This window comes from Streptomyces sp. NPDC098781, from assembly GCF_044759995.1.
Taxonomy (GTDB): domain Bacteria; phylum Actinomycetota; class Actinomycetes; order Streptomycetales; family Streptomycetaceae; genus Streptomyces.
Window position 1 is genome coordinate 567,067 of record NZ_JBIWAK010000002.1, and the last position, 25,549, is coordinate 592,615.

Here is a 25,549-nt window from a genome sequence, read left to right on the forward strand (position 1 = left end):
CGGCTGCGAGCAGCCCTTGCTGACAGTCGCGTAAACAACGTCGTGCACGGGGCTTCACCCGGGACTTACCCGTCAGTACATTGACGCCATGTCTAATACGCAGGACCGGGTGCCGCTCAAGGCCCGCAAGGTGTCCTTCTCCTGGGACGACACCCCGTTGCACTGGGTGCCGGGGGATCCGCTCACCACGCACACCATCAATGTGCTGCATCTGCTCCTGCCGGCCGGTGAGCGATGGTTCGTGCACGTGTACAAGCAGGTGCTGCCGTACATACGCGACGAGCAGTTGCGTGAGGACGTCCTGGGGTTCATCGGGCAGGAGGCGATGCACTCCCAGGCCCACGACGAGGTGCTGCCCCATCTGCGGGAGCAGGGGCTCGACCCGACGCCGTACACCGCGCAGGTCGACTGGCTCTTCGAGAAGCTGCTCGGCGACCGTACGCTGCCGCCGGGCCGGGCGCGGCGCTGGTGGCTGATGGAGCGGGTCGCGCTCATCGCGGCGATCGAGCACTACACCGCCTTCCTCGGCGACTGGGTGCTCAACGCCGAGGAACTGGACCGCCGGGGCGCCGATCCGACCATGCTGGACCTGCTGCGCTGGCACGGCGCCGAGGAGGTCGAGCACCGCTCGGTCGCCTTCGACCTGTTCACGCACGTCGACGGGGACTACCGGCGGCGGGTGCGGACCTGGGCGACGGCGTTCACGGCTCTGGTCTTCCTCTGGCAGCGCGGGGCACGGTTCTTCATGGAGAACGACCCGACCCTCGTCGACGGCCGGGCCACCTTCAAGGACTTCTACGTCCGCGGCAGGCACGGCACGCTTCCCGCGGCCGGGGACATGCTCAGATCCATCCCGCGGTATCTGAGCCGGGCCTATCACCCCTCGCAGGAGTGCTCCACCCAGCAGGCGGTCGCCTATCTCGCCACCTCGCCCGCCGCCCTCGCCGCGGAGAAGGGTGCCGCCTGATGCCGAAGCTGAGGACCGTCGCCGTCGTCGCCGGGGCCGCCCTGCTCGCGCGACGGGCGATGCGCCGCCGTATCCGCGTCTCGCCGTTGTGGCCGATGCCCGCCCTGGAGGAGCCGGTGTCCGGGCGGCCCCGGTCGCGGGCGCTGCGGGTGCTGGTGGCCGCGCGCGAGGAGGCCGCCGAAGGGGTCGTACTGCTACGGCTGGAGGGGCACGATCTGCCGCGCTGGGAGCCCGGCGCGCATCTCGACCTCGTGCTGCCGTCGGGGCTGGTGCGGCAGTACTCGCTGTGCGGCGACCCGGAGGACACCTCGTCGTACACGGTGGCGACCAGGCTGGTCCCGGACGGGCGGGGCGGCTCGCGCGAGGTGCACGAGCAGGTCCGCGCGGGCATGGAGCTGGAGGTGCGGGGGCCGCGGAACCGGTTCCCGCTGGTCGAGGCGGGCTCGTACGTCTTCGTCGCGGGCGGGATCGGGATCACGCCGGTGCTGCCGATGCTGCGGGCGCTGCCCGAGGGCGCCGAGTGGCGACTGCTGTACTGCGGGCGCGACCGTGCCTCGATGCCGTTCCTGGAGGAGGTCGAGAAGCTTGGCGCCGGCCGGGTGACGGTCGTGGAGGGGGTGCCGGACGTCGACGCGTTCCTCGCGGACGTGCCCGAGGGCGCCGCCGTGTACTGCTGCGGGCCGGAGGGGCTGATGGCCGCGGTGGCGGGGCGCCTGCCGTCGGTCCGGCTGGAGCGGTTCACACCGCGAGCCGCTGCCGGCGGCGCCTTCGAGGTGGAACTCCGGCGCAGCGGGCGGACGTTGACCGTGCCGGCCGACTCGACGGTACTGGCCGCCGTACGCGCCGAACTGCCGAACACCGCCTACTCCTGCGAGCAGGGCTTCTGCGGGACCTGCCAACAGCGGGTTCTGGAGGGCGAGGTGGACCACCGGGACGAGTTGCTGACCGACGCGGAGCGCGGTGACTCGATGCTGATCTGTGTGTCGCGGGCCCTGGGTGACCGGCTCGTACTGGACATGTGAACAACCGCGGTCGGTCCGGTCCGTTCGGGGCCGGAATCGATCGGTAAGGTGTTCGTATGACTACCGGGGTACGGCGAAGAATGGGAGTCGAGGAGCGGCGGCAGCAGTTGATAGGCGTCGCCCTCGAACTGTTCAGCCAGCGCTCGCCCGACGATGTCTCGATCGACGAGATAGCCTCCGCCGCGGGCATCTCGCGGCCGCTGGTGTATCACTACTTCCCCGGCAAACTCAGCCTGTACGAAGCCGCGTTGAAGCGGGCCTCGGAGGAACTGGCGGGCCGTTTCGTCGAGCCGCACGACGGGCCGCTGGGGGCGCGGCTGCTGCGGGTGATGCGGCGGTTCTTCGACTTCGTCGACGACCACGGCCCCGGTTTCTCGGCGCTGATGCGCGGCGGCCCGGCGGTCGGCTCGACGGCGACCAACGCCCTGATCGACTCCGTCCGGCAGGCCGCGTATGTCCAGATTCTTTCGCACCTACGCGTGGAGAATCCGCCGGCGCGACTGGAACTGGTCGTCCGCTCCTGGATCTCGCTCGCCGAGTCGACCGCGCTGATCTGGCTGGACGGCCGGCGCATCCCGCGCGGCGAGCTGGAGGTCCAGCTCGTGCACGACTTCGCCGCGCTGGCCGCCGTGAGCGCCGCCCAGGACGAGGAGATGGGCACGCTGCTGCGCGGCATGCTGAAGGAGGAGCCGGCCGACGGCCCGTTCGCCGACCTGGTCACCCGGCTGATCGCGCTGGCGTCCTAGCTGTCGAACTTGCGGTAGGAGGCGTCGAGGTCGCGGACCTCGGCGGAGGCGTGCAGCACGAGGCCCTCGGCGGGCTTCACGTACTGCCGCAGCAACTCCAGTACGGCTTCGGTGAGCCGGGCCTTCGTCTCGTCGGTGCGGCCGGCGAGCAGGCCCAGGGTGACGTGCACGACGGCGTGGCCGTCGGTGTCGTCGCCGACGGTGGTGTCCTGGCCGCCGCGGAACTGCGTCTTGCAGGCGGGCGGCTTCGCGGCCGCGATCTCGACCACGGCGGTGTGCAGCGCCCGCGCGAAACCGGGCCGGTCGAAGCCGTCCGTGAGCTGTTCCGAGTAGTCGACGGTGATCTGCGGCACGAGCACGCCCCCAAGAGATGTTGATGCTTGTACGTCGGCAGCGCTCACCCTAACCGCAGCGCCAGCATCGCGATGTCGTCCTCCCGGTCGTGCCCGAAGCAGCCCAGCAGGGTGTCGCACAGCCCGTCGAGGCCGGCCGGGGCGTCGGCGGCGGCCGTGCGCAGCTGCTCCATGGAGTCGGCGAGGTCGATGCCCCGGGTCTCGATGAGGCCGTCGGTGACCATCAGCAGACGGTCCTTCGGGTTCAGCACCAGCTCGGTCGGCTCGGGCCGGTCGAGACCCAGCCCGAGCAGCGGACCGCCCACCGGCACGTACTCGGCCTTGCCCTCCTGCCGCACGATCACCGGCGGGATGTGGCCCGCGTTGGCGATCCGGACCCGCCCCGTGCCGGGGTCGACCAGGGCGAGGCAGACCGTGGCGGTGACCTCGGGGTGGTAGTGCAGCAGCATCCGGTCGAGCCGTTCGGCGAGCGCGCGCGGGTCGCTCTCCTCGACGCAGTAGGCGCGCAGCGCGTGCCGTATCTCGACCATCACGGTGGCCGCGTCCAGCGAGTGCCCGACGACGTCCCCGACCGCGGTGAGCACCCCGTCCGAGGTGCGCAGGGCGGCGTAGAAGTCTCCGCCGATCTCGGTCAGCCGGGAGGCGGGCACGTACCGCACGACGAGGTCGACGCCCGGCAGATGCGGCAGTCGGTGCGGCTGCGGCAGGAAGCTGTGCTGGAGGGTGAGGGCGATGTCCCGCTCCGCCTGGTACATCAGCAGCGGCTCGGCGGCGAGCGCGGTGGCCTGGGCGAGGCGCTCCGCGGGGTGCTCCGCCGGGAGTGGCGCGACGGGAAGTGCCGCGGCCGGGTCGTGGCTGGTCGCTGCCCTGGGGGGCGTTGTGGCCGCCGGTGTCGCGATGCACACCCTGGCGCGGCTCTCCCGGGCCGAGGCCAGTATCAGGTGGGCGTCCTCCCGGATGCCCGGGCGGAAGAAGCCCGTCGGCCACAGCTGTGCCGGGACCACCGTGCTGTGCACGCCGCTTCGGCCGGACCAACGCTGCGCGATCCGGGCGATCAGCCGTGCCGCCGTGTCGTAGGCGTTCGCGTCGGGCACGGCGAGCCGGCTGCGTGAGGTGCCGCGGTGCGCCTCGCCCTCCGGGCCCAGGACGAAGACCACCGCGGGGGTCCCCGTCAGCCGGGCCGCGCCCGCGGCCGCCGCGTCGGCCAGCTCCCCCAGGCAGCGCGCGGTCTGCACGGTGACGATGGCCTCGGACAGTATGGTCAGCCGGTGCGCGAGCGTCTCGGCGGCGGTGCCCCGGCGCGCCCTGCGGACCGCCGCCTGGATGACGGCCTGGATCTCCCGGGGTTCGGCCGGCACGGTCAGATAGGCGTCGGCGCCCGCGTCGAGCCCCCGGCACCGGTCCCCCGCGTCCATCGCCATCGCCGAGAAGTGGACCACGGGCAGCGCGGACGTGGACGGACGGGACTTGACCAGGCGGCACAGGTCGAAGCCGTTCATGTCGGGCAGCCCGATGTCGACGAGGGCCGCGTCCGGCAAGGCGCCCGCCCGCAGCCGCACGTCGAGCTCGCTCAGCGCCTCGCCCGCGCTCCCCACGGGTACGACGTCATGGCCCGCCCGGCGCAGTACGGCGCCCATGGCGTAGCGGTTGGTCGGGACGTCATCGACGACCATCACGGTCGCGCCCGACCGCTTGCCGTAACCGTCCATCGTCGGCTGCCCTCGGATAGGCGTGAGTGGGGCGGACCCGTCGACCGGGCCCGCCCCACTCACGCTAGTGCCGTATCAGAGGGCTCGCGCGAAGACCGCGACAGTACGCCCCGGAATGGCGAACGTGCCCGTTTCCTCCGTATAGGAAGCCGACTTGACGATAGGGTCCGCGCCCGAGGCCTGCACCGGATGGAGCCGGTACCCCTCCCCCGCGAGCGAGGTGACGCGCTGCTCCTGCCGCTCGGGCGTCGCGTTGAAGACGACGACCAGGTCGCCGAGCCGCATGGTGATCACACCGGGTGTCTCGTCCTTGCCGGACAGCGGGAAGGACAGCTTCGACTGCACCCGCTCGGCCGTACCGAGCGAGAAGGCGCCCTCCGTCGAACGGATCCGCAACAGGTCCCGGTACGCCGCCGAGGCGCCCTCGATCTGCTCGCAGCCCACCTTGACCGTGCCCAACAGGGGCTTCGCGTAGGGCCACTTGGAGGCGTTGTCGGCCGCCAACGGCAGCCCCCGCCCGAAGCCGTTGCCGTCGGCGCAGTTCCAGTGGATGGCGTTGAACCAGTCACCGCTGTCGTAGGAGTTGCGGTCCAGCGACTTGGAGCGCAGCAGGTCGGTGCCGGCCTGGGAGAGCGCCGGGCCCTGCGACAGGGTCGCCGTGGCCATGGCCAGGACCTGCATCCGGGCCCGGTCGGCCGCGCCGGTCGTGGCGGGCAGCTTGAACGCGAGGGCGTCGAACAGTGACTCGTTGTCGTGCGCGTCCGCGTAGGCGAGGGCGTCGCCGGGGGCGGCCGCGTAACCGGCGGGTGAGCCGTTGTAGTCGACCTCGGAGCCCTTGACCTCCTTGCCGTCGGTGTCGGTGAAGCGGTAGTCGGCGAGGTTGCCGGACAGGCCGACCTTGATCAGGTCCTGGTAGTGCAGCAGGCGGGCCTTCTGCTCGGCCGGAGTGCCGTTGCTCTTCGAGGAGTTGGGCTCGGTGTAGAGCCCGGAGGCGAAGCCCTGCACGCCCGGGTCCTCGTCGAAGGGCCCGCCGCCGCGTACGGCGTCCCGCGCCCGGTCGGAGAAGGTGGCGATACCGGTGCCGGCCATGTTCGCCTGCGTGGCCTGGGTGAAGCGGGCGTCGTCGGCGACCTCGCCGAAGTTCCAGCCCTCGCCGTACAGGATGATCTTCTTGCCGTCGACGCCGTCCTTCGCGAGGGTCAGCTCGTCCAGGGCCTTGCGGACGGCGAGGATGTTGGCCTTCGGGTGGTGGCCCATCAGGTCGAAGCGGAACCCGTCGACCTTGTACTCCTTGGCCCAGGTGACGATCGAGTCCACGACCAGCTTGCCCATCATGGCGTTCTCGGTGGCGGTATTGGCACAGCAGGTGCTGTTCGCGACCGAGCCGTCGGCGAGGAGCCGCTGGTAGTAGCCGGGGACGATCCGGTCGAGGACGGAGGTGTCCGCCTGGCCGCTCGCCGCCGTGTGGTTGTAGACGACGTCCATGACGACCCGCAGACCGTCCTCGTTGAGCGCCTTGACCATCTCGCGGAACTCGACGGTACGCGCGGTGCCGTCGGGGTCGGAGGCGTACGAGCCCTCCGGCACCGTGTAGTGGTACGGGTCGTAGCCCCAGTTGTAGGCGTCCTTCGCGGCGGTCTTCGCCACGCACTCCTGCTGCTGGTCGGAGTCGGCCGGGAAGGAGGCGAGGTCGCAGTCGGGGCTCGCCTGGTCGGACTTCCGCTCGGGGATGGTGGCGATGTCGAAGGCCGGCAGCAGATGGACGTACGACGTGCCCGCCTCGGCGAGCTTCCGCAGGTGCCGGGAGCCGTCGCTGAGCTTGTCGGTGAAGGCGAGGTAGCCGCCGGGGTTCTTCGCCGTCCGGTCCTCGACCGAGAAGTCCCGGACGTGCAGTTCCTGGATCTGCGCGTCCTTCAGCGGCACCGCCTTCGGCTTGGTGTACGTCGACCAGCCGCTCGGCGCCAGGGGCCGGTCGGCGAGGTCGACGACGAGACTGCGCTGGGAGTTCGCGGTGAGGGCGACCGAGTAGGGGTCGGTGACCTTGTTGGTGACGACCTCGCGGACGCTGGGCGCCCAGACCTTCACGACGTACCGGTAGGGCTTGTTCTTCCAGGACTTGGAGCCTGTGACGGACCAGACGCCGGTGGAGTCGCTGCGCTTCATGGCGACGGTGGAGTCGCCGATCTCCAGCTTCACCGACTGTGCCGTGGGCGCCCAGACGGACAGCGTGGGGCGGCCCTTGTCGAAGACCGGTCCGAGGTCCGCCTTCGTCGCCGCGGGGTACAGGTCGTCGAGCACACCGGCGATCTGGACGCCGGTCGCGGCGAGCACGGCCCGGTTGGCCGCGCGCTGGGAGGCGACGACCTGGCCGCGCAGGGCCTCGCGGACCCGGTCGCGGTCACGGGGGTCGACGGACCAGGCGGTGTAGTCCTTCAGGTGCGGGAACTTCGCCTTCTGGGCGTCGGTGAGCGACGTCTTCGACAGCCGCAGCCACTTGGCGTCGCCGGTCAGCGCGCCGTCCTTCACCGCGATCTCGCCGTCCCGGCTGTACAGCAGCTGGGTGGAGGCGGCCGCGTCGGAGCCGTTCCAGGCGACCGTGTCCCGGTCGATCCAGACCGCCTTGGAGGTGGTCAGGTCGAGCGCGGCGGCGGACCCGGCCGGCTGCGGGAGCAGGTACTTCTCCTGGCCGCTCAACAGCCACACCTCGTGGCCGTTGGCCGTGAGGTCGAGCGACTGGTCGGAGGGCAGATCCTTCTCGTCGCCCTTGTGGAGGATGTAGCTGAGACTGGTGGCACCGTCGGTGAGCGGTACCTCGAAGACCGCACCATAGCTGTCAGTCTTCACCGGCTTCAGGGGGTTCGACCACTCGGTGGGGTTCGCGGCACCCGTCCAGGTGTGCATGCCCCAGCCGTCGTAGTTCCCGTCGGCGCGGTGGTAGTGCAGGACGGCCTTGGACTTGTCCGGTGCCGGGTAGTCGGCCGCCGGCTTCTCGGTGCGGACGGCCTCCTTGCCCTGCTCGACCCAGATCTCGCCGGTCTTGGTGACGTCGATCGTGCGGTCGGTGGAGACGTCCTTGTTGCCGTCCTTGTCGATGACGAGGTAGCCGACGGACGAGGCGCCGGGCTTCAGCTTGACGTAGGCGAAGGCGCCGTAGGAGTCACGGCCGATGAAGGGGTGGCTGTCCGGCCAGGTGGTGGACTCGCCCTCGGCGAGGTCGCCCCAGGCGTACAGGCCCCAGTTGGCGTAGTCGCCGTCGGCGCGCTTGTAGTGGACGACCGCGTAGTCGCGGGAGGAGGCGGTGGGGGTCTCGGGCGCGGGCGGGGTGCCCGTGGTGGAGGCCGCCGTGGCGCTCTTGGTGCGGCCCGCGGTGTCGATGACCACGGCCTTGTAGCGCAGGGCGGTGCCGGCCGGTACGTCCGCGCCGATGGTCTGGGTGACCTTGTACGGGGCGTGGTCGGCGGAGCCCAGCGTCTTCCACCTGCCGTTTCCGGCCTGGGCGGCGAAGACGACCCGGTTGAGCTGTCCGCCGTCGACATCGGCGCCGACCTCGACGGTGCCGGTGGCGCCGGCGGCCGGGGCCTTCAGCGTGATCGTCGGCGCGGTGGCGGGCACGGCGAGCTTGCCGGCCGCCTTGTAGACGACCGCCGAACCGGCGGGGACGGTGACGGTGACCTTCTTGTCGGCGCCGCTCCTGAGGGAGCCGTCGGTGCCGTGGATCGCCTTGAAGGTCATGCCGGCCGAACCGGTGGCGAAGGTCGCCGTCCTCGCGTCGCCCGCGTTGTTGAACGCGACGACGTACTCCGTACCGGTCTTCGCGTCGGTGCGGGAGAAGGCGTAGACGCCGGCGCCGTCGGCCGCGTAGCGCTCGGTCTGGACGCCGTCGGCGAGCGCCGGGTTGGCCCTGCGGAGCTGGGACAGGGCGCTGATCTGCCGGTAGAGCGGGGCCCTGGTGTCGTAGGCGTCGCTCGCGTGGGTGCGGTCGGTGCCGAGCTGGTCGTCGTCGAGGTAGTCGGCGGTCTTCGACGCGAACAGGGTCTGGCGGGCGTCCTTGTCGCCGCCGGCGCCGGTGAAGCCCTGTTCGTCGCCGTAGTAGACGACCGGGTTGCCGCGGCTGAGGAACATCAGCTCGTTGGCGAGCTTGGCCTTCTTCACCAGCTCGGCGTCCGTGGCCTGCGGGTTGTCCTGGTTCAGGAAGTACCCGACGCGGCCCATGTCGTGGTTGCCGAGGAAGGTGACCTGCTCGTAGGCGTTGGCCTTGTCGGTCGTGTACTTGTAGTCGTCGCCGAAGACGCCCGCGAGTTCGCCCGCGCTGCCGCCCTGGGAGGCGTACTGCCGTGCGGCTTCCTGGAAGGGGAAGTCGAGGGTGGCGTCGAGGCGGCCCTGGGTGACGTACGGCGAGGTGACGGAGGTGTCGGCGGAGTAGACCTCGCCGAACATGAAGAAGTCGTCACGGCCCTGCTCGGCCGCGTAGGAGTCGAGGGCCGTGGCCCACTGGGTCCAGAACTCCATGTTGACGTGCTTCACGGTGTCGATCCGGAAGCCGTCGATGTCGAAGTCGCGCACCCAGCGCTGGTAGATCTTCTCCATACCGCTGACGACCTCGGGACGCTCGGTCCACAGGTCGTCCAGGCCGGAGAAGTCGCCGTGGGCCGAGCTCTCGCCGGCGAAGGTCGAGTCGCCCCGGTTGTGGTACATCGTCGGGTCGTTGAGCCACGACGGGACCTTGAGGTCCTTCTTCGCGGCGGGGACGGTCGGGGTGCGCGGGAAGGAGTCCTTGTCGACGGCCGGGAAGGCGGACTTGCCGTCCGCGTAGTCGGCGTCGTCGAACGGCTTGCCGTCCTTGGTCAGGTACGGGAAGGCGCCCTTGGCGAGGTAGTCGTAGGACTTCTCCCGGTAGTCGACGACGTCGGCCGTGTGGTTGGTGATGACGTCGAAGAAGACCTTCATGCCCTTGGCGTGGGCCTTGGAGATGAGCGTCTCCAGGTCCTTGTTGGTGCCGAAGTGCGGGTCGACCTGGGTGAAGTCGGTGATCCAGTAACCGTGGTAGGCGGCGGAGGCGTCGCTCCCGGTGCCCTGCACGGGCTGGTTCTTGAAGATCGGCGCCATCCAGATGGCGGTGGTGCCGAGGCCCTTGATGTAGTCCAGGCGCTTGGTCAGGCCCTTGAGGTCGCCGCCCTGGTAGAAGCCCTTGTCGGTGGGGTCGTACCCGGTGGCGAGGCGCGAACCGGTCAGACCGCCCTTGTCGTTGCCGGTGTCGCCGTTGGCGAAACGGTCCGGCAGGACGAAGTAGAACTGGTCGCGGGTGGCGTCGTGCCGGGCCGGCTCGGCGGCGAGCCTGGCGTCGGAGGGGGGCGGGGGCGGGGTGTCCGCCCGCGCCGCGAGGGGCTGGACGAGCGCTGCGGCCAGCGCGGTCACGGTGACCGCAGCGACCCGTCCGGTACGGGCGGTTCGACGCCTCGACGGCGTCGGCCATCTCGGTATCACAGATGGGCTCCTTGCGATGACGGCTCTTTGGGTCCGACCCCGCGCGACCGTATCGCCGCCGCAACACTTACAGCAAGAGGCTTGAAACCATCGGTAAGAACTTTCAGTTGAGCGCTCAGCAGCCGCTCTTGCCGGCGTAGATCGCCAGAGCGGTGTCGGCGCCCAGCGTGGCCGTGAACTGACCGCTGGAGTTCACCGTCACGGCCGTGTTGTTCTGCACGTTGCAGTACGTCCCGGCGGGCAGGGACGTCTGGTAGGTGCGACTCAGGCCGCTCGACTCGTGGTTGATCGCCACGAAGCCCTTGCTCCCCCGCCCGAAGGCGATGGCGTCGCCACCGTTGTCCCACCAGTTGGTCACCGACTGGCCGCGGGTGGCGTTGCGGAACGCGACCATCGACTTGATCTCCGGCCAGTTGTGCTGGCACTTCCAGCCGTTCTGCCAGCAGGCGGTCACCGAACCCCCGTTGGGCGGACCGGCGTCCGTGTCGGAGAACTCGTAGCCGGAGTTGATGTCGGGCGCGCCGTAGGGCCAGGCCAGCATGAAGACGTTGGCCAGCGTGTAGTTGGCGTTGTCCTTGTAGCTGAGCGTGGAGCCGTTGCGCTCGGTGTCGTGGTTGTCGACGAAGACACCGGAGACACCGCTGCTCATGTAGCCCCAGCCCTCACCGTAGTTCTTCAGGTAGGCGAGGTTCTCGTTGTTGAAGACCCGCTTGAGGTCGTAGGCGTAGCGGAACTCCTGGACGTCGCCGTTGCCCGTGTACTCGGTGGGCTGGACGGCCTCCCCGCTGCCGTGGATGACCTCCTGCTTCCAGTACACCGACGGATTGCTCAGCCTGGACTTGATGTTGGCGAGATCCGCGGCGTCCATGTGCTTGGCCGCGTCGATGCGGAAGCCGTCGACGCCCAGCGAGAGCAGGTCGTTCATGTACCCGGCGATGGCGCCGCGGACGTAGGACTCACCGGTGTCCAGGTCGGCGAGGCCGACCAGTTCGCAGTGCTGGACGTTCCAGCGGTCCTGGTAGTTGCTGATCTGGCCGGTGCAGTCGTCGAAGTCGTAGGACGAGTACAGGCCCGGGTAGTTGTACTTGGTGTACGACGAGCCGCCCGTGCCCGTGCCGCTGCCGGCGGACATGTGGTTGATGACGGTGTCGACGACGACCTTCACACCGGCCGCGTGGCAGGTGTTCACCATGTTCTGGAAGGCCGTGCGGTCACCGAGGCGCCCGGCGATCCGGTAGCTCACCGGCTGGTACGACGTCCACCACTGCGCGCCCTGTATGTGCTCGGCGGGCGGGGAGACCTGGACGTAGCCGTATCCGGCGGGGCCGAGGGTGTTGGTGCACTCCTTGGCCACCGAGGCGAAGTTCCACTCGAAGAGGACGGCGGTGACGTCCTTGGTGCCGGGAGGGGAGGCATGGGCGGTGACCGGGGCGGCGACCGTCGCCGCCGCGGCGAGCGCGAGCGCGCTCGCGAGGGTTCTGTTGCTGGCCATGTGGGGTCCTTCTCCGTTGAAGGTTCTTGCTGCAATCTTTCAGAAACCTTGCGGTGGCCAGATGTTAGAGGCCCGCTGCCCAAAAGGGCAGCGGGCCGTGTGAAATTCAACGAAAGAACTTGCGGAGCGGACGAACCGTCAGATCAGGCGGTCGTGAACCACACCGTGGTGTCCCCCGGCACCTTCACCTCGCCGCCCGTCTCGCCGATCTCACCGCTGGCGAGCAGGACACGGCCGTAGGACGGGGTGGTCACCGACTCGCCGCCGGTGTTGGCGACGCACACGAACTCGCCGCGCCGGAGGGCGAGGACGCCCTCGGGCGCCTTCAGCCACTCCACCGACTCACCGGCGCCCAGGTCGGGCTGAGCACGGCGGGTGGCCAGGGCGGCGCGGTACAGCTCCAGGGTGGAGTCGCCGTCGCCGGTCTGGGCCTCGACGCTCAGCTCGCCCCAGCCCGCCGGCTGCGGCAGCCAACTGCCGCCCGTGCCGAAGCCGTACGACGATCCCGTGCGCGTCCACGGGATCGGCACCCGGCAGCCGTCACGGAACCCGTCCTGCCCGGCGCCCCGGAAGTACGCCGGGTCCTGCCTGACCTCGTCCGGCAGGTCGACGACGTCCGGCAGGCCGAGTTCCTCGCCCTGGTAGACGTACGCCGAGCCGGGCAGCGCGAGCATCAGCAGGGTCGCCGCCCTCGCCCGGCGCAGGCCGAGCTCGCGGTCGCCGGCCGTGCGGATCTGGGTGCCGAGGCCGGGCGGGTTGGCGAAGCGGGTGGCGTGCCGGGTGACGTCGTGGTTCGAGAGGACCCAGGTGGCGGGGGCGCCGACCGGGCGCATCGCCTCCAGGGTGCGGTCGATGACCGTGCGCAGTTCCGCCGCGTCCCACTCCGTCGACAGGTACTGGAAGTTGAAGGCCTGGTGCAGTTCGTCCGGGCGGACGTAGTTCGCGGTGCGTTCGACGGTCGGGGTCCAGGCCTCGGCCACGAAGATGCGGTCGCCCGCGTACTCGTCGAGGATCGTGCGCCACTGGCGGTAGATGACGTGCACGCCGTCCTGGTCGAAGAACGGCATGACATCGTTGCCCAGCAGCTTGAGCTGATCATGGGATCCGAGGTCGGGCAGGCCCTCCGCCTTCACCAGGCCGTGGGCCACGTCGATCCGGAAGCCGTCGACACCCATGTCCAGCCAGAAGCGCAGGATCGAGCGGAACTCGTCCCCCACCGCCGGGTGTTCCCAGTTGAAGTCGGGCTGCTCGGGCGCGAAGAGGTGCAGATACCACTCCCCGTCCTCGACGCGCGTCCACGCCGGGCCGCCGAAGATCGACTCCCAGTCGTTGGGCGGCAGTTCGCCGTTCTTGCCCTTGCCGGGACGGAAGTGGTAGCGGTCCCGCAGGGGGGAGCCGGGGCCCTCCGCGACGGCCCGCTTGAACCACTCGTGCTGGTCGGAGGAATGGTTCGGGACCAGGTCGACGATGATCCTGAGCCCCAGCTCATGGGCGTCGCGGATCAGCGCGTCCGCGTCGAGCAGGTTGCCGAACATCGGGTCGACGGCCCGGTAGTCGGCCACGTCGTAGCCGGCGTCGGCCTGCGGTGAGGCGTAGAAGGGGCTGAGCCACACGGCGTCCACCCCGAGGTCGCGCAGATAGGGCAGGCGGGAGCGTACGCCTTCCAGGTCGCCCATGCCGTCGCCGTTGCTGTCGGCGAAGCTGCGCGGATAGACCTGGTAGATCACCGCGTCCCGCCACCAGTCGCCGCGCTTGGCTTTGGCGGGGTTCGGGGCCGGGGCGATGGCGGAGTGCTGCTGGCTCATGGCGTCCTTGGTGCGGTGGGGGTCCCCACGCTGGAGCGAATCCGAGAGCGGGGGAAGGGTCATGGGGTCAGGGTGTGCATGCAGCGGTGATGACGAGGCGGTCGCGGTGGCAGCGGGGTCGGATGGCCACCGCGACCGCCTCGGGTTCTGGTGCGGCGCCGTCGGGGCTGGTCGCGCAGTTCCCCGCGCCCCTGACGGGGCGCTGAGGAACCGGCGTTCTAGCCCTTCGTGCCACCCGCCGTGAGCCCGGTCACCAGGTTCCTCTGCACGAAGTAGAAGAACGCGGACACCGGTATGGCGATGAGCACCGCCGTCGCGGCCATCAGGTTGCGCTGCGCGTCGTGCTCGCTGACGAAGGTCTGCAACCCGACCGCGAAGGTGTACTTGGTGTCGGACAGCATGAACGTCGAGGCGAACGCGACCTCGCCGAAGGCCGTGAGGAAGCTGTAGAACGCGGCGACCGCCAGGCCCGGCTTGGCGAGCGGCAGGATCAGTCGCGCGAACGTGCCGAAGGGGCTCAGCCCGTCGACCCGTCCCGCCTCGTCGATCTCGAACGGGATCGTGTCGAAGTAGCCCTTCATCAGCCAGGCACAGTACGGCACGGTCGTCGAGCAGTAGACGAGGATGAGACCGAGGTAGTTGTCGATGAGCTGGACCTCGGACAGGATCTGGTACATCGGCACCATGAGTACCGCCACCGGGAACATCTGGGTGACGAGCAGCACCCACATGAACTTCTTGTAGCCCGGAAAGCGCATCCGCGAGACCGCGTAGCCGGTGGTGGCGGCGATGATGACGCCGATCAGCGTGGTGCCCAGCGTGACGATCAGGGTGCTGGTCAGCCAGTCGAAGAACTTGGTCTCCTGAAGGACGTACGTGTAGTTGTCCAGCGTCATCTTCTTCCAGATGCCGCCGGGGTGGAGGTAGTCGTCCTTGTCCGGGCCGAGGGACAGGAAGACCAGCCAGGCCACGGGGAAGAGCGCGATCAGGCTCGCCACGATCAGGATGGCGTGGGAGGCCACGGAGGTGCCGAGGCCGCGGCGGCGCGCCCCGCGCGGGGCGGCGGTGGTCACGGAGTCCCGCTCGTTCACCGGGTTCTCCACAGTGGTCGTACTCATGGGGACTCCTGCCTCAGATCGCGAGCTGCTGGTCATTGCGGTTCAGCCAGCGGCGGTAGAAGGAGGTGAAGACGATCAGGATGGCCAGCAGCAGCATGCCGTAGGCGGCGGACTGCGCGAAGTCACGCGGCTGCTGTCCGAAGCCGAGGTAGTAGGCCCAGGTGACCAGGATCTGCGCGTCCGGGGCGGTGTCGCCGAACAGCAGGAAGATGATGGCGAACTGGTTGAAGGTCCAGATGATGCCGAGCAGAACCACCGTGGAGCTGACCGACCGCAGGCCCGGCAGGGTGACGTAGCGGAACTGCTGCCACCGGCTCGCGCCGTCCATCTCGGCGGCCTCGTACAGCGAGGAGTCGATGGACTGGAGCCCGCCGAGCAGCGAGAGCATCATGAAGGGCACACCGCACCAGGTGTTGACCATGATCGCGGCGAACCGCTGCCAGAAGGTGTCCTCCAGCCACAGCGGTGTCGGCAGGTGGAGCGTCTCCAGGAACGAGTTGATGATGCCGCCGTCGGCGAGCATGAACCGCCATCCGAAGACGGTGACGAACGTCGGCACGGCCCACGGCAGGATCAGGATCAGCCGGTACAGGGTGCGTCCGCGCAGCTTCTGGTTGAGCAGCAGGGCGAGGCCGAGGCCGATCGTGTAGTGGAGGGTGACGCAGGCCGCCGTCCAGAAGATCGTCCAGATGAAGTGCGACCAGAAGCGGTCGTAGGCCGTCTCGCCCCACAGGATGTCGGCGTAGTTGTCGAAGCCGATGAACTTGTAGGTGGCCTCGATCTCGTTGACGCCGATGGTGCGCGCGCTGTTGAGGCTGTTGGCGTCGGTGAGGGTGAGGTAGAAGCCGTACACCAGGGGGTAGACGACGAGCACCCCGAGGACGACCACCACCGGGGCGATCATCGCGTAGGCGTACCAGTGCTTCTGGTAGCCGTGCTTGAGGCGCCGGCCGAGCCCACGGCGTGGCCGGCGGTCACCTCGGGGTTTCCCGGTCGCGCGGTCGATGGCGACTGTCATGGTTCGACAACCTTCATGAAGATCGACAGGTCAGGGGTGTACGGCTGTACGGCTCAGGGAGTCCGACGCACAGGCCGGTGGCCGCCGGAACTCTCCCCCCAGAAGTCAGGGAGTTCCGGCGGCCACTCGGGTCACTTGGTGAAGTCCGGGACCAGCTTGGCGATGGAGGTCTCGGCGGTGCCGAGTCCCTTGTCCAGGGACTCCTTGCCACCGGCGATCTTCAGCAGCTCGGTGTCCAGCGGGCCCCACAGGGAGCTGTACTCGGGCAGGGCCGGGCGCGGCTGGGCGGAGGCGAGGACGGTCTGGTAGCCGGCGATGCCCGGGTCGGCCTTGACCTCGGCGGTGTAGGCGTCGTCGCGGACCGGCAGCGTGGAGTTCTTGAGCGCGATCGTCTCCTGCGCCTTCTGCGACGTCATGTAGTTCACGAACTTCAGCGCGGCCTTCTGGTGCGCCTCGTCGGAGCCGGCGTACACGGAGAGGTTGTGGCCGCCGGTCGGCGCGCCCGCCTTGCCGGAGGAGCCGGCCGGGACGGTGGCGATGCCGAGGTTGGCCTTGTCCTTGAACGCCGAGCCCTTGTAGAAGTTGGTGATCTCCCACGGGCCCTGCATGATCGCGGCGACCTTGCCGCTGACGAACGCCTCCTGGATGTGGGCGTAGGCGTCGGCGGTGGTGTCGGCCTTGTGCAGGCCCTTGCCGTCGAAGAGGCTCAGCCAGGTCTCGTAGCCCTTGTTGGCCTCGGCCGAGTTGACGGTGATCTTCTTGGCGTCGGCGTCGACGGTGTCGGTGCCCTCGCCGTAGAGGAACGTCTGGGCGTAGTAGGCCTGGGTGGAGCCCCAGTAGCCGTCGACGCCGGTCTTGTCCTTGATCGTGGCGGCGGCCTTCTTCAGGTCGTCCCAGGTCTTGGGGGCCTCGACGCCGGCCTTCTCGAACAGGTCCTTGTTGTAGACGAGGGCGAGCGTGTCCGTGGTGAACGGGACGCCGTAGACCTTGTCCTCGTACTTGGCCTGCTCGATCAGGCTGGACTGGAACTTGTCCTGCTCGGCGAGGGCCTCGGTGCCGTCCAGCGGAAGGAAGAAGCCCTTCTTGGCGAAGGCGGGCGTCCAGCCGACCTCGGAGCGCAGGATGTCCGGGGCGCCCTTGGAGCCGGCGGCGGTGTCGAACTTGTTCTGCGCCTGGTCGAAGGGGACGTTGACGTACTTGACCTTGATGTCCTTGTTGGCGGCCTCGAACTCCTTGACCAAGGCCTGGTACGTCGGCGCCTCATTGGTGGCGTTGGAGGTGTCCCACCAGGTGATGGTGACCGGCCCGCTCGAGTCGCTGCCGCTGTCGTCCCCGCCGCACGCCGTCGCCGCGAGAGCGAGGGACGCCACCAGCGCGGTGGCCGCTATGCCACGCCGCATGAGTTCTCCTTGAGGGTGAAAGCCCGTGTTGCAGGGGCGGCCCCGTCTGCCTGCCCTGCCGTGTTGCCGACTGCGCCGTTGCGGCCGCCGGGCGACGTGAACGTAACAGCGCTGAAAGACTTACGAAAGACCTTGCAGAAAAAAAGTGCAAGAGACCGCTGAAGTTATCCGCGCGTGACCGCACGGCGACCACCGTGAGACGCTGTTCTTACGCGGTGGAGCGGCATGTGCGCCACTTGTGCAAGACTCTGCAAGCTCTTGCCATCACTTTCACGAGGGAGCGCGATGACGCAGCAGCCCGGGCGTGGCCGGTCAACAGGTCGCCCACGGCGTCCGATTGGTGTGCAAGGCGAGATACGGCCGGTACAGTCCAGTGCCGTGACCACACGGCTTGCCGACATCGCTGCTCAGGCGGGGGTGAGCGAAGCGACCGTCAGCCGCGTCCTCAACGGGAAGCCGGGCGTCGCCGCCACCACGCGCCAGTCCGTGCTGGCCGCACTCGACGTGCTCGGCTACGAACGCCCCGTACGCCTGCGCCAGCGCAGCGAGGGCCTTGTGGGTCTGATCACCCCGGAGCTGGAGAATCCGATATTCCCGGCCCTGGCCCAGGTCATCGGGCAGGCGCTGACCAGGCAGGGCTACACACCGGTGCTGGCCACCCAGACTCCGGGCGGCTCCACCGAGGACGAGCTCACCGAGATGCTGGTCGACCGCGGAGTCGCCGGCATCATCTACGTCTCCGGCCTCCACGCGGACACCACGGCCGACATGGAGCGCTACGAGCGACTGCGCGCCCAGGGCGTCCCCTTCGTCCTGGTGGACGGCTTCTCCCCCAAGGTGCAGGCGCCGTTCATCTCCCCCGACGACCGCGCGGCGATGACCCTCGCCGTCACCCACCTCGCCTCGCTGGGCCACACCCGCATCGGCCTGGCCCTGGGTCCGAAGCGGTTCGTCCCGGTGCAGCGCAAGATCGAGGGTTTCGTCCGCACGATGCAGGACCAGCTGAACCTGCCGACGGACGTCATCGAGACCGAGCTGATCCAGCACTCGCTCTACACCCTGGAGGGCGGCCAGGCGGCCGCGACGGCCCTCATCGGCCGCGACTGCACCGCGGTGGTCTGCGCCAGCGACATGATGGCGCTGGGCGCGATAAGGGCGGCCCGTCAGCTCGGCCTGGAGGTCCCCAAGGAGATCTCGGTCGTGGGCTTCGACGACTCCCCCCTGATCGCCTTCACCGACCCGCCGCTGACCACGATCCGCAAGCCCGTCCCGGCGATGGGCCAGGCCGCGGTGCGCACCCTCCTCGAAGAGATCGGCGGGACTCCCGCGCCGCACAGCGAGTTCGTGTTCATGCCGGAGCTGGTGGTGCGCGGTTCGACGGCTTCGGCACCCGGGGACAGAAGCCGTCCCTGAGTCGTCCGCGCGACGGAGAACAAGCGCGCCCGCCCGTGCGTCGGTAGGAGAACGGGACGGTACGTCCGCCGTAGCGGATGCGTCCTGAACCCGTCCGAGGGATGATCGGTCGGGGAAGGTTTGTCTGGCAGACTCTGTGCCTATGGGTGAAACGACCGTGACGACACTGGAAGGCCGCGAAGCGGCCGTTCCGCACCCTGTCGCGGACGAGACGGGGCGGGGTCCTCTGCGCCGGCTGCGCACCCCCCGCCGTCCTCGCATCTGGTTCGAGATCCTGCTGATCGCGGTGAGTTACTGGACGTACTCACTGATCCGCAACGCGGTCCCGGAACAGCGAGCCGAGGCACTGAGCAACGCCGACTGGCTCTGGCGACTGGAGCACAGCCTCGGCATGGCGTTCGAGGAGTCGATCAACCATGCCGTGAACTCGGTGACTTGGCTCATCGTCGGCATGAACTACTACTACGCCACCCTGCACTTCATCGTCACCCTGGCCGTCCTGGTCTGGCTCTACCGCAGCCATCCCGGCCGCTACGCGGCGACCCGCCTGGTCCTCTTCGCGACGACCGGCGTGGCCCTGGTCGGTTACTACCTGTACCCGCTCGCTCCCCCACGGCTGATGACCAACACCGGTTTCATCGACACGGTCCTGGTCCACGACACATGGGGTTCGATGGCGTCCGGCGACCTGAAGAACGTGTCGAACCAGTACGCGGCGATGCCGTCGATGCACATCGGCTGGTCCGTCTGGTCCGGCCTGACGATCTTCGCCCTGGCCAGGATCCCGTGGGTACGCGTCCTCGGCCTGCTCTATCCCGCCGGCACCCTCCTGGTGATCGTGGCGACGGCCAACCACTTCTGGCTGGACGCGGTGGGCGGCCTGATCTGCCTCGCCTTCGGCTACGGGGTGGCACGCCTCTGGTACGGAAGGTTCCCGTACGCGCTGCCGAGGCAGGTGCCGCAGCCACGCAACCGGCCGCACCCGCGCACGGCGCGAAGGGGGCGTGCCGTGGGGCGTCCGCCCGCGGCGGCGGGCGACGACGAAGAGCACGTCCTGCCCGACGGCAACCGTCCGACCGAGGACGGCCACCCCGTGGCGCGACCCCGCCCCACGACAAGACCGTAGGTGCGACGCGCACCTCCATGAGCCACCGCGGGCAGCACGCCTCACCCGCCGTAGAACAAATCCTCCACGACCCCCCGAGCCCGTCGAGCGGTGCGCCGGTATGCGTCGAGCATGTCCCCCACGTGACCGAGCTCGTACCCCAAGTAACGCCCCACGGCGGCCAGCTCCCGACTGTCCGAGGGGAACGTGTCCCCCGCCCGTCCCCGCACCAGCATCACGGCGTTGCGCACCCGCGTGGCCAGCACCCAGGCCTCGTCCAGGATCGAAGCCTCCTCGTCCGGGATGAGCCCCGCCGCACGGGCCGCGGCGAGCGCCTCCCGGGTCCGGGTCGTGCGCAGCGCCGGCTCCGCCCACCCGTGCCGGAGCTGGAGCAGCTGCACGGTCCACTCGATGTCGGAGAGCCCACCCGGCCCGAGCTTGGTGTGCAGCTTGGGATCGGCGCCCCGAGGCATCCGCTCCGACTCCATGCGCGCCTTCAGCCGCCGGATCTCCCGTACGGCGTCCTCATCGAGCCCCTCCGCGGGATACCGCAGGGGATCGATCAACTCCACGAACCGACGCGCGAGATCCTCGTCCCCCGCCACCGGCTCGGCCCGCAGCAGCGCCTGCGACTCCCACACCAGCGACCACCGTCGGTAGTACGCCGCGTACGAGTTCAGCGTGCGAACCAACGGCCCCGACTTCCCCTCGGGCCGCAGGTCGGCGTCGATCAGCAGCGGTGGATCCGCGCTGGGGATCTGGAGCAGCCGCCGCATCTCCTCCACGACCCGGTTCGCGGCCACCCCGGCCTCGTGGTCGTCGACGCCCTCGCGCGGCTCGTGCACGAACAGGACGTCGGCGTCACTGCCGTAGCCCAGCTCGTGCCCCCCGAACCGCCCCATGCCGATGATCGCGAACCGGGTCGGCAGGGTGTCGCCCCACCCGTCCCGGACGACCGCCCGCAACGTCCCCGCCAGCGTCGCCGCCGTGAGATCCGAGACCGCGCCCCCGACGCGGTCCACCAGCGCCCCCTGGTCGGCCTCCGCCGGCTTCGTCTCGGTGCCGTAGGAGCCGACGATGTCGGCGGCCGCCGTACGGAACAGCTCCCGGCGCCGGACGCCGCGCGCCGCGGTCACCGCCTGGACGGCGCCGTCCGCGCGTCGGACGGCCGCGAGGATCTCCTGCTCCAAGTGCCCGCGCGAGCGGGGCTCCAGCCCTCTTCCCCCGTCCCCGTCACCGAGCAGCGCCACCGCCTCCGGTGCCCGCATCAGCAGGTCGGGCGCGAGCCGGCCGGCCGACAGCACCCGGGCGAGGTTCTCGGCGGCGGCCCCCTCGTCCCGCAACAGCCGTAGGTACCAAGGGGTCTTGCCGAGGGCGTCGGACACGTTCCGGAAGTTCAGCAGGCCCGCGTCCGGATCGGCCGAGTCGGCGAACCATCCCAACAGCACGGGCAGCAGGGTGCGTTGGATCGCCGCCTTGCGCGTCACCCCGGAGGCCAGCGCCTCCAGATGCCGCAGCGCCGCGGCCGGGTCGGCGTACCCGAGCGCGATCAGCCGCTCCCGCGCCGCCCCGGCACTCAACCGGGCCTCGCCGGGCGCGAGTTGGGCGACGGCGTCGAGCAGCGGCCGGTAGAAGAGCTTCTCGTGCAGCCGTCGTACGACGCTCGCGTGCCGTTTCCACTCGCGCGTCAGCTCGGCGACCGGATCGACGCGCAGCCCCAACGAGCGGCCGATGCGCCGCAGGTCGGCGTCGTCCTCGGGCACCAGGTGGGTGCGCCGCAGCCGGTAGAGCTGGATGCGGTGCTCCATGGACCGCAGGAACCGGTACGCGGCGTCGAGCTGGGCGGCGTCGGCCCGCCCGACGTACCCGCCGGCCGCGAGCGCCTGCAACGCGTCCAGGGTGGTGCCGCTGCGCAGCGAGGCGTCGTCCCGGCCGTGCACCAACTGAAGGAGCTGTACGGCGAATTCGACGTCCCGCAGCCCGCCCGGCCCCAGCTTCAGCTGCCGGTCCAGCTCCGCCACCGGGATGTTCTCGACGACCCGGCGCCGCATCTTCTGCACGTCGGGGACGAAGTTCTCCCGCTCGGCGACCGTCCAGACCATGGGCTCCAGCGCGGCGACGTACTCCTCGCCGAGCTCGATGTCGCCGGCCACCGGGCGGGCCTTGAGCAGTGCCTGGAACTCCCAGGTCTTGGCCCAGCGCCGGTAGTAGGCGAGGTGGCTGCTGAGCGTGCGCACCAGCGGACCGTTTCTGCCCTCGGGGCGCAGATTGGCGTCCACCGGCCAGATGGAGCCCTCGACCGTCGTCTCGGAGCAGATCCGCATCATGTGCGAGGCGAGCTTGGTGGCCGACCGCACCGCCTTGTCCTCGTCGGCTCCGTCGGCGGTCTCACCGACGAAGATGACATCGACGTCGGAGACGTAATTGAGCTCGTGGCCCCCGCACTTGCCCATCGCGATCACCGCGAGCCGGCACTGCGCGGCGTCCTCGGGGGCGGCGGCGCGGGCGATGGCGAGGGCGGCGCGCAGGGTCGCGGTGGCGAGGTCGGCGAGTTCGGCGGCGGTCTGGGCCACGTCGGCGGTGCCGCACACGTCGCGCGCGGCGATGGACAGCAGACAGCGCCGGTAGGCGACGCGCAGCGACACCGGGTCGGTGGCGTCGGCGAGGCCCTGCTCGAACTCCTCCACCTCGGGGTGCAGGTCCCGCGGTTCGTACATGACCAGCGCCTGCCAGTCGCCGGAGTGCCTGGCGAGGTGGTCGGCGAGCGCGGCGGAGGCGCCGAGCACACCGAGCAGCCGGTCGCGCAGCGGCTTGGCCGCTATGACGGTGTCGAGCAGTTCCCGCTGGTCGGCGGGGCTCGGCTGGGCTTCGAGCAGCCGGACCAGGCCGTGCAGGGCGAGGTCGGGGTCGGCGGTGCCGCCGAGGGCTTCCAGGAGCACCGGGTCGTTCCTGATCGGCGCGAGCTCGACGCTCTCCAGGAGGCGCTCGGCGTCCGAGGGATCGGTGAATCCGTGTCGCAGCAGCCGCGTGAAGGTACTGCTCCTGCGCCCCGGCGCCGTCATGCTCGCCCTCCCGTCCGATCGGGGTCGTACGCGCCCGATCAAGGTCGTACCCGGTCGAGCCTAGCCCGAGTACCTGCCGGTGGCGCCGATGAGTTCCGGCGGCCGGGACGGTCTGCCCTGTCGAGCGGGACGTGTCGAGCGAGAAGTCGGCGGCGCAGGGCCGCACCCGTCCCCACCCGGCGAGACATCCGGAGGCGTCCGATGACCGAGATGACCGACAAGCGACCGCACACCCGGCTGGACACGCGCTACAGCGACGGGACGGCCACCGCGACGCCCTGGGCCGAGGCCGAGAAGCGGCTGGCCGAGGCCGAACTGTTCTGGATCTCGACGGTACGGCCGGACGGGCGGCCGCATGTGACACCGCTGCCCGCGGTGTGGTCGCGGGGCGCGCTGCACTTCTGCACGGGCCCGGAGGAACGTAAGGCGAGGAACCTCGCGCTCAACCCGGACGTGGTCCTGACGACCGGCACGAACACCTGGGACAAGGGGTACGACCTGGTGGTCGAGGGCGAGGCGGTACGGATCACCGAGGACGCGCGGCTGCGTGAGCTGGCGGACGCGTGGGAGGCGAAATACGGCAGCTTCTGGCACTTCGACGTACGGAACGGCTGCTTCCATCACGGAGCGGGACAGGCCTATGTCTTTTCGGTGGCGCCCGGCACGGTTTTCGGCTTCGGTAAGGGTGAGCCATTCAGCCAGACCCGCTGGCGATTCACCATGGAGGACTAGCGATGGACTTCACCCTCGAAGTGATCCCGCTGCCCGTGACCGACATCGACCGGGCCCGTGACTTCTACCGGGACAAGGTCGGCTTCCACGTCGACATCGACCAGGAGGTCATGCCCGGTATGCGCATCGTCCAGATGACACCGCCCGGCTCGGGCTGTTCGATCGCGCTCGGCGACAGCATCTGGGACATGACCAAGGGCGAGACCCGTCCCGAGCCCGGCTCCTACCAGGGCCTCCAGCTCTGCGTGGCCGACATCAAGGCGGCCCACGCGGAACTGGTGGAGCGGGGCCTGGAGGTGTCGGAGCCGGTCCAGTACACCCCGGACGACGGCGCCACGTTCATGTACTTCAAGGACCCGGACGGCAACGGCTGGTCGGTCCAGGAGTACCGCCGCAGGGCGACGGAGCCGCTGCACGAGGTCCTGGCGAAGTCCGCGGGTCAGTAGCCGGCCCGGAAGGGGCGCGGGGGACTCGGCCGACGAAACCCCGCGCCCTGCGGCGACCGTGCGACGTCGGGCTCGCCACGTCCTGCGGTCGTCGTCAGGAAGCGTCGTCAGCCTCGTCAGCGGCATCAGCGTCGTCAGGAGGAGACGCGTCGGGCCTTCAGCGGGTGATCGAGATGGCGAAGGGCGCGAACCCGCTGGATCGGATCACGTGCGGTACGAACAGGATCGCGGCCTCGGCGGCCCGCGCGGTCTCGATCCCGCCGAGGTCCGTGATCCACTCTGGCTGCCAGCTGAGGTCGGCGAGAAGCCCGCGGACGATCTGCTTGGCCTCCGGGTCCTTGCCGGAGAGGAAGGCCGTCGGTGTCTGGGTGAGCGCGGCGGGCGCGGTCATCACCGTGTAGAGCATCGTGTTGAGCGTCTTGACGACGCGCGTGTCGGGGAGAGCTTCCTGAAGTTGCTCCGCGAGGCTCGAGCCGGGGTAGAGCAGTTCGGCCGGCAGTCCGTCCGGTCCGTCGACGGTGGCGTTGGAGACGTCCACGAGGATCTTTCCCCGCAGTTCCTCGCGCAGCGCGATGAGCCGCTCCAGCGAGCCGGCGCCCGGGGTGGCGTTGATGACGATCTGCGCTGTCCGGGCGGCGCCGGCGGCGGAGCCCGGTGCGCGGTCCGCCACGGTCACCTCGTGCCCGGCCCGGGTGAGGGCTGAGGCGAGGCTGCCGCCGACGCGGCCGTTTCCGAGCACGGCGATCATGGTCATGGTGTTGTGGTCCTTCCGGTGCTGGTGGTTGTGGTGGAAGTCAGCGGGAGAGCGTGGTGACGGCTTCGGCGTGCACGCCGGGCGCGGCGGCCAGGAAGCTGTCGCTCTCCGGGGTCCAGGGGCGGCCCTCGGCGTCGGTGACCCGCCCGCCGGCCTCGGCGACGAGCAGCGCCCCGGGCAGCAGGTCCGCGCGGGCCCCGGCGAACTGCCAGAAGGCGTCGATCCGGCCGGCGGCCACGTTCACCAGGTGCAGGGTGGCGGGCACGGATGTCCGCACCACGAGCGCGTCGAGAAGCATCGCCGTGATCGAGGAGCCGATACGCCGCACGACCTTCTCGTCCTCGTCCGGCCTGGCCTGGCTCGTGGCCACGAGGCTCAGGCCGAGGTCCGTGGTCCGGGACACGTGCAGCGGGCGGCCGTCGAGGTGGGCGCCGCCGCCGGCGAGCGCGGTGTAGGTCTCACCGGTCAACGGCAGGTGAACCACGGTCAGCACTGGCTGGTTGTCCCGCACGAGAGTGGCGGTCACCGCCCAATCCGGCAGCGCGTGCAGGTGGTTGACGTTTCCTTCGGCCGGATCCAGGACCCACCATTCGCCGAGGGGCAGGGCGCCGCCCGCGAGCTCGTCCTCCACGAAGCGGGCGTCCGGGCGCAGCAGGGTGAGGCGGGGGCGCAGGACGTCGAGGACCGCGTCGTCGTTGGCGGCGAGCGCGCGCATCAGTTCTTCTCGCGTCTGGTAGCGGACCACGTCGCCGAACCGCTCGCGCAGCGCCGAAGCCGCCTCGCGTACGGCGGTCGCGGTCTGCGCGAGCAGGTCGGCGTCGGACGCGGGGCCGGCGGTTGCGGCGGTTCCGGTGGTCTGAATCGACTCGGGCATGGCGGTGCTCCCGTCTGAGCAGGGTGGGTGATGAGGCGGACCGGGCGAG

General features: G+C 70.0%; 18 protein-coding genes. 7 read left to right on the top strand and 11 right to left on the bottom strand.

What is annotated here, in order from left to right; genetic code table 11:
- Positions 1–88 precede the first annotated feature (88 nt).
- From ACIQWG_RS08650 to ACIQWG_RS08660, 3 genes are read left to right on the top strand one after another with little or no spacing between them, the layout of a single operon-like run.
- Positions 89–967, top strand: a complete 879-nt coding sequence (locus ACIQWG_RS08650; protein WP_404092098.1) for a metal-dependent hydrolase — start codon at positions 89–91, stop codon at positions 965–967.
- Positions 967–1,989 carry a PDR/VanB family oxidoreductase gene (locus ACIQWG_RS08655; protein WP_404092100.1) on the top strand — a complete coding sequence of 341 codons (1,023 nt, stop codon included), beginning with the start codon at positions 967–969 and terminating at the stop codon, positions 1,987–1,989. Before ACIQWG_RS08650 ends, ACIQWG_RS08655 begins: the two co-directional genes overlap by 1 nt.
- 56 nt (positions 1,990–2,045) lie before the next feature.
- On the top strand, positions 2,046–2,735 hold the full coding sequence (locus tag ACIQWG_RS08660; protein ID WP_404092101.1) for a TetR/AcrR family transcriptional regulator: 690 nt from the start codon (positions 2,046–2,048) through the stop codon (positions 2,733–2,735).
- Here the strand turns inward: ACIQWG_RS08660 and ACIQWG_RS08665 are convergent.
- The 8 genes from ACIQWG_RS08665 to ACIQWG_RS08700 form a co-directional block, all read right to left on the bottom strand.
- Positions 2,732–3,088 carry a 5-carboxymethyl-2-hydroxymuconate Delta-isomerase gene (locus ACIQWG_RS08665; RefSeq protein WP_404093506.1) on the bottom strand — a complete coding sequence of 119 codons (357 nt, stop codon included), beginning with the start codon at positions 3,086–3,088 and terminating at the stop codon, positions 2,732–2,734. The two genes, ACIQWG_RS08660 and ACIQWG_RS08665, sit on opposite strands and share 4 nt — an antisense overlap.
- A gap of 44 nt (positions 3,089–3,132) precedes the next feature.
- A complete protein-coding gene (locus tag ACIQWG_RS08670; protein WP_404092104.1) occupies positions 3,133–4,797 on the bottom strand; it encodes a SpoIIE family protein phosphatase in 1,665 nt (554 codons plus the stop codon).
- A 75-nt stretch (positions 4,798–4,872) separates the two neighbouring features.
- Entirely contained in the window at positions 4,873–10,281 is a 5,409-nt protein-coding gene (gene pulA, locus ACIQWG_RS08675; protein WP_404092105.1) for a pullulanase-type alpha-1,6-glucosidase, read from the bottom strand.
- A gap of 115 nt (positions 10,282–10,396) precedes the next feature.
- The gene (locus tag ACIQWG_RS08680; protein ID WP_404092107.1) at positions 10,397–11,773 is read right to left on the bottom strand and encodes an alpha-amylase family protein; all 1,377 of its coding nucleotides are present in this window, start codon (positions 11,771–11,773) and stop codon (positions 10,397–10,399) included.
- A 143-nt stretch (positions 11,774–11,916) separates the two neighbouring features.
- Entirely contained in the window at positions 11,917–13,578 is a 1,662-nt protein-coding gene (locus ACIQWG_RS08685; RefSeq protein ID WP_404093507.1) for a glycoside hydrolase family 13 protein, read from the bottom strand.
- Between the two features lie 218 nt (positions 13,579–13,796).
- Positions 13,797–14,696, bottom strand: a complete 900-nt coding sequence (locus ACIQWG_RS08690; RefSeq protein WP_404092109.1) for a sugar ABC transporter permease — start codon at positions 14,694–14,696, stop codon at positions 13,797–13,799.
- 13 nt (positions 14,697–14,709) lie between these two features.
- The gene (locus ACIQWG_RS08695) at positions 14,710–15,714 is read right to left on the bottom strand and encodes a carbohydrate ABC transporter permease (RefSeq protein ID WP_404092111.1); all 1,005 of its coding nucleotides are present in this window, start codon (positions 15,712–15,714) and stop codon (positions 14,710–14,712) included.
- Between the two features lie 131 nt (positions 15,715–15,845).
- Positions 15,846–17,114, bottom strand: coding sequence for an extracellular solute-binding protein (locus ACIQWG_RS08700; protein ID WP_404092113.1), 1,269 nt, complete (start codon positions 17,112–17,114; stop codon positions 15,846–15,848).
- 378 nt (positions 17,115–17,492) lie between these two features.
- Between ACIQWG_RS08700 and ACIQWG_RS08705 the strand changes: the two genes are divergently transcribed.
- Both ACIQWG_RS08705 and ACIQWG_RS08710 read left to right on the top strand, forming a co-directional pair.
- A complete protein-coding gene (locus ACIQWG_RS08705; protein ID WP_404092116.1) occupies positions 17,493–18,527 on the top strand; it encodes a LacI family DNA-binding transcriptional regulator in 1,035 nt (344 codons plus the stop codon).
- A 142-nt stretch (positions 18,528–18,669) separates the two neighbouring features.
- Complete coding sequence (locus ACIQWG_RS08710) at positions 18,670–19,653, top strand: phosphatase PAP2 family protein (RefSeq protein ID WP_404092118.1); 984 nt, start codon at positions 18,670–18,672, stop codon at positions 19,651–19,653.
- Positions 19,654–19,694: 41 nt separating this feature from the next.
- Here the strand turns inward: ACIQWG_RS08710 and ACIQWG_RS08715 are convergent, their stop codons facing one another.
- On the bottom strand, positions 19,695–22,694 hold the full coding sequence (locus ACIQWG_RS08715; RefSeq protein ID WP_404092120.1) for a bifunctional [glutamine synthetase] adenylyltransferase/[glutamine synthetase]-adenylyl-L-tyrosine phosphorylase: 3,000 nt from the start codon (positions 22,692–22,694) through the stop codon (positions 19,695–19,697).
- 210 nt (positions 22,695–22,904) lie between these two features.
- Between ACIQWG_RS08715 and ACIQWG_RS08720 the strand changes: the two genes are divergently transcribed.
- Positions 22,905–23,426, top strand: coding sequence for a pyridoxamine 5'-phosphate oxidase family protein (locus ACIQWG_RS08720; RefSeq protein ID WP_404093510.1), 522 nt, complete (start codon positions 22,905–22,907; stop codon positions 23,424–23,426).
- Between the two features lie 2 nt (positions 23,427–23,428).
- Entirely contained in the window at positions 23,429–23,872 is a 444-nt protein-coding gene (locus ACIQWG_RS08725) for a VOC family protein (RefSeq protein WP_404092123.1), read from the top strand.
- A gap of 157 nt (positions 23,873–24,029) precedes the next feature.
- Here ACIQWG_RS08725 and ACIQWG_RS08730 read toward each other — a convergent pair whose 3' ends face one another.
- Positions 24,030–24,626 (bottom strand): NADPH-dependent F420 reductase, encoded by a 597-nt coding sequence (locus ACIQWG_RS08730; protein ID WP_404092125.1) that lies wholly within the window; start codon positions 24,624–24,626, stop codon positions 24,030–24,032.
- 40 nt (positions 24,627–24,666) lie between these two features.
- Positions 24,667–25,500, bottom strand: coding sequence for an inositol monophosphatase family protein (locus tag ACIQWG_RS08735; RefSeq protein WP_404092128.1), 834 nt, complete (start codon positions 25,498–25,500; stop codon positions 24,667–24,669).
- Positions 25,501–25,549: the final 49 nt, after the last annotated feature.